The sequence below is a fragment of the Pseudomonas sp. MD195_PC81_125 genome (assembly GCF_014060985.1).
GTDB classification, from domain to species: Bacteria; Pseudomonadota; Gammaproteobacteria; order Pseudomonadales; family Pseudomonadaceae; genus Aquipseudomonas; species Aquipseudomonas parakoreensis.
In genome coordinates this window covers 1-4,668 of record NZ_JABULD010000213.1, presented here as the reverse complement: position 1 = coordinate 4,668, position 4,668 = coordinate 1, and the positions used below count along the sequence as shown (strand labels likewise).

Below are 4,668 nucleotides of genomic sequence, written 5' to 3'. Positions count from 1 at the left end.
AGGTTGGYTTTYSAAGATCAAAAGATCGCAAGCCTTCGGCAGCTCCTACAGGTGTATCTTTCGGACTTCTGTCCGCGAGGTGTGTGATGAGTTCCGCTTTGAAAATCGATTTTGTCAGCGACGTTTCCTGCCCGTGGTGCATCGTCGGTTTGAATGGCTTGTTGCAGGCGCTGGAGATTCTGCGCGATGAAGTGCAGGCCGAGATTCATTTCCAGCCGTTCGAGCTGAACCCGAAGATGGGCCCGGACGGGCAGAACATCACCGAACACATCAGCGAAAAGTACGGCTCGACCCCGGAGCAGTCACAGAAAAACCGCGAAGCGATTCGTGCCCGTGGCGCCGAGGTCGGGTTCGCCTTTCGTACCGATGGCAACAGCCGCATCTACAACACCTTCGATGCTCATCGTCTGTTGCATTGGGCCGGGCTGGAAGGTGTGCAGCTGCCGTTGAAAGAAGCGTTGTTCAAGGCCTATTTCACGGATGGCGGTAATCCGTCCGATCAAGCGCAACTGGCGCAGATTGCCGAAAGCGTGGGGCTGGATCGACAGCGTGCCGAAGCGATTCTGGCCAGCGACGAATTTGCCGATGAAGTGCGCGAAGAAGAGCAACTGTGGCTGCAACGCGGCGTGAGCTCAGTGCCGACCGTGGTGTTCAACGGTCAGTACGCGGTCACGGGCGGGCAACCGGTGGACACCTTTGTCGGGGCGATTCGGCAAATCATCAGTGAAACCCGGGGCGGCAGCGTCAGCAACTGAATCCCCACCCCGGGGCGGCACCGTCAACAACTGAATACCAACCCTGTAGGAGCTGCCGCAGGCTGCGATCTTTGCCTTTAAAGAGCAGGATCAAAAGATCGCAGCCTGCGGCAGCTCCTACAGGGATCAAGTGTGCAGGCGCACCCACACCGAGACCAATACGCTGGCGGCAATCAACCACGCGACAACCGCCACCGCCAGTGACGCCTCCAGGCGCATCCGGTCGACCATCACGTACAGCGTCGCCAGATAGATGAAGTAGGGAATGATCGACCACATGCCGAACACGATGGTCGCCTTCAGATCATCGACCGAACGGCCCTTGCCGACGATGTAGTGGGCAATCAGCGCAAAGGTCGGAAACAGCGGCACCAGCCCGGCGATGTAATAGTTTCGGGTCTTCGACAGCGCGGCGAGAATCACCACCACTGCTGCGCCGAGGGCGGCTTTGAGAATCAGATCCATCAGTGACTCAACCCGTATTTTTTCACTTTGTCGAACAGCGTGGTCTTGGCCATGCCCAGCTCCAGACTGGCTTGAGTCAGGTTGCCGCCGCTGCGTTGCAAGGCATCGTTGAGCAGGTTGCGCTCGAAGGCTTCCACCGCTTCGGCGAACGCCAGCCCCTGACCGCCGCTGCTGGCGCCGGACTTCTTGAACGCCGGCAGGCCGAGGGCAAAGCGCTCGGCGACGTTACGCAGTTCGCGCACGTTGCCCGGCCAGTCGTGGCTCATCAGGTTTGACAGGGTCTGGTTGTCCAGCTCGGGCAACGTGCGGTCGAAGCGCAGCGCCGACTGCTGGGTGAAGTGTTCGAACAGTTGCAGGATGTCCTCACGGCGCTCGCGTAGCGGCGGCAGTTCCAGCGTCACCACGTTGAGGCGGTAGTACAAGTCGCTGCGAAACTCGCCGGCCTTGCTCGCTTGGTCGAGGTCGGATTTGGTCGCCGCAATCACCCGGCAATCCACCGCGACGCTCTGGTTCGAGCCGAGGCGTTCGAGGGTGCGTTCCTGCAATACACGCAGCAGTTTGATCTGCAACGGCAGCGGCATGCTTTCCACTTCATCGAGGAACAGCGTGCCGCCGTCGGCGTGTTCGATCTTGCCGATACGCCGTTTGCCGGCACCGGTGAAGGCGTTGGCTTCGTGGCCGAAAATCTCGCTTTCGAACAGGTTCTCCGGCAGGCCGCCACAGTTCAGCGCGACGAATTGCTTGGTGTGGCGGCGACTGAAATCGTGCAGGCAGCGCGCGACCAGTTCCTTGCCGGTGCCGGTCTCGCCTTCGATCAATACGTTGGCCGAGGTGTCGGCGACGTTGGCGATCAGCTCGCGCAGGTTCTGCATCGCGGGGGAACGACCGATGATCCGGCCTTCGAGGGAGTCGCGTTCGGCCAGTTGCCGACGCAGCGACGAGACTTCGCGGGCGAGGCTGCGTTGCTCCAGTGCGCGGCGGGCGACGTCGACCAGACGCTCCGGCGAGAACGGTTTCTCCATGAAATCGTAGGCGCCTTTCTGCATCGCACCGACCGCCATGGAAATATCACCATGACCGGTGATCAGCACCACCGGCAGACTGCGGTCGCGTTGCTTGAGGCGGGTCAGCAGCTCCAGGCCATCGATGCCCGGCAGGCGGATGTCGCTGATGACGATGCCGGCGAAGTTGTCGCCGACCTGCTCCAGCGCTTCTTCGGCACTGCCGACACCGATGCAGGGAATGTCTTCCAGGGTCAGTGCCTGCTGGCAGCCGAGCAGCACATGGGGGTCTCTTCGACGATCAGCACACTAAGGTCGTGGTTCATATTGGCTCGGCAGGAGTAGGGCTTACCAACGGTAAACTGAGGACGAAGGTGGTGCCACCGCTGGCCGGATGTTCGACACCCAGGTGCCCGCCGGTGGCGGCAGCGAGGCTGGCGGAGAGGGTCAGGCCGAGGCCCAGGCCCTGTTCGCCGGGTTTGGTGGTGAAGAACGGTTCGAACAGATGCTTGCGCGCCTCGGCATCGACGCCGTGGCCGTTGTCGCGCACCCGCAGACGATATTTGCCGTTGAATTCTTCACCCTCCAGCCACAGTTCCGGCTGCGGCTGCGCCTGCATGGCGTCGAGGGCATTGCCGATCAGGTTGACCAGAATCTGTTCGAGGCGGGTCTGGTCGATCTGCACTTGCACGTCGATGAATTGCCGATGCAGTTGCAGTGACGCGCTCTCGACCCTGGCACCCAGCACCTGCAGCGCGGCGTCCACCGCTTTGCCGAGACTGGCCTGGCCCTTGTCGTCCCCGCGTCGGGCGAACGAGCGCAGGCTGGCAGTGATTCGGCCCATGCGGTCGATCAGGTCATTGATGGTCTTGAGGTTGGTGCTGGCGACGTCGAGCTGGCCGCGTTCGAGGAATCGAATGGTGTTGCCGGACAGGGTGCGCATCGCGGCCAGCGGCTGGTTCAATTCGTGGGCGATGCTGGTCGACATCTGGCCGATGGCCGCGAGTTTGCCGGCCTGCACCAGTTCGTCCTGAGCGCGGCGCAGGGTTTCTTCGGCTTGCCGTCGTTCGCGGATCTGGCTCTTGAGGCGCTCGTTGCTGGCGCGCAGGTCGCCGGTGCGTTCGGTGATCCGTCGCTCGAGTTGACTGTTGGCTTCCTGCAAGGCTTCGCGGGCGGCGAGGCGGGTGGCGATGACCTTGCGCCGCTCGTTCCAGGCAATCAGCAAAAACGCCACCAGAGCGAACGCCACGGCCACCAGAATGCCTTGGTTGATCGCTTCGCGGCGCAGGTCCTGCAACGGCGTGAGCAAAGTGAAATTCCACGGTGTGTCGCTCAGTGGCCGGGTCTGGGCCAGATAGCTGATGCTGTCGTCATCGGCGCTCACTTCGCTGTTGGCAGGGAAGGTCAGTTTCTCCACGCCTTCGGCCAGGGTTTCGCGGGCCAGTGGTTGCAGTTCGTTGAGCGGGAACCAGTAATACTGCAGGCTGCGGGCGAGCTTCTCTTTGGTTTCATCGCTCAGCGGGACCACCGATTTCAGGCGCCGCGCCGGATCGCTGGAAAGAATGATGATGCCGTTCTCGTCGCTGACGAAGGCTTCCAGACGGGCGCGCTGCCAGCGTTCTTCCAGGGCTTCGAGACGCACTTTGACCACGGCGACGCCGATGATCTTGCCGTGCTCTTCCAGGCCGTGGGCCAGGTAATAACCGGGTTCGCCGCTGGTGCTGCCGATGCCGTAGAAACGTCCGGGCTCGCCGCGCACGGCTTTCTGGAAATAGGCGCGGAACGACAGGTCTTCACCGAGGTAGCTGTCGACGTCGCGCCAGTTGCTGGTGGCCATCACGCGGCCGGTGGTGTCCATGACATAGATGGCCCGACTGCGGCTGCGCCGGTTCAGGCCTTCAAGGTAAGCATTGACCGTTTGCCGGTGTTCCGGGGTTGGATCGGCCAGCAATTGCGGGACGCTGGTTTCCAGTTCCAGCAGGCTGGGCAGGTAGGTGTATTTGCTGATCTCGCTTTCGACGGTGCGCGCGTGCAGTTCAAGCTGACGCTGGCCGTTTTCGCTGAGGCTGCGGATGCCGAAATGTTCACTGGTCCAGAAACCGGCGTAACCCAGTCCGATCATCAGCACGATGATCAGCGGCGGCAGAAACAGATGGCGAATCAGACGAGGCTTCACGGCAAGTGATGGCGGCGCTGCGCGATAGAGATTGGGGTCGCATTTCATCACAGTTGCCTTGGGTCAACCAGCATGGTTAAAGCATCCTGGTTTGTTCGAGCGCGGAACCTGTGGCGAGGGGATTTATCCCCGATCGGCTGCGAAGCAGTCGTCAAACCGGCAGATGCGGTTCGAGTTTGAAATGTTGGGGCCGCTTCGCGGCCCATCGGGGGATAAATCCTCTCGCCACAAAGCTCCCTCGCCACAGAGTTCAGTGTGTTGCTTTTAGTGC

At 61.6% G+C, this 4,668-nt stretch carries 4 protein-coding genes; 1 reads left to right on the top strand and 3 read right to left on the bottom strand.

The genetic code is table 11. The features are described 5' to 3' along the window. Positions 1–86: 86 nt before the first annotated feature. Complete coding sequence (locus HT737_RS09125; RefSeq protein WP_182402284.1) at positions 87–755, top strand: DsbA family oxidoreductase; 669 nt, start codon at positions 87–89, stop codon at positions 753–755. A 126-nt stretch (positions 756–881) separates the two neighbouring features. On the opposite strand, the gene HT737_RS09120 is transcribed toward HT737_RS09125, so the two are convergent. The 3 genes from HT737_RS09120 to HT737_RS09110 are packed head-to-tail and all read right to left on the bottom strand — an operon-like array spanning position 882 to position 4,445. Next, positions 882–1,211, bottom strand: a complete 330-nt coding sequence (locus HT737_RS09120; protein ID WP_179295015.1) for a GlpM family protein — start codon at positions 1,209–1,211, stop codon at positions 882–884. 8 nt (positions 1,212–1,219) lie between these two features. Further along, positions 1,220–2,500, bottom strand: a complete 1,281-nt coding sequence (locus HT737_RS09115) for a sigma-54 dependent transcriptional regulator (protein ID WP_182402286.1) — start codon at positions 2,498–2,500, stop codon at positions 1,220–1,222. Positions 2,501–2,543: 43 nt separating this feature from the next. Next, complete coding sequence (locus tag HT737_RS09110; RefSeq protein ID WP_047296219.1) at positions 2,544–4,445, bottom strand: sensor histidine kinase; 1,902 nt, start codon at positions 4,443–4,445, stop codon at positions 2,544–2,546. Positions 4,446–4,668: the final 223 nt, after the last annotated feature.

Excerpts from the sequence above, each read along its gene's own strand:
- HT737_RS09125 (WP_182402284.1), top strand. The coding sequence starts at position 87 with ATGAGTTCCGCTTTGAAAATCGATTTTGTCAGCGACGTTTCCTGCCCG.
- HT737_RS09110 (WP_047296219.1), bottom strand. The coding sequence starts at position 4,445 with ATGAAATGCGACCCCAATCTCTATCGCGCAGCGCCGCCATCACTTGCC.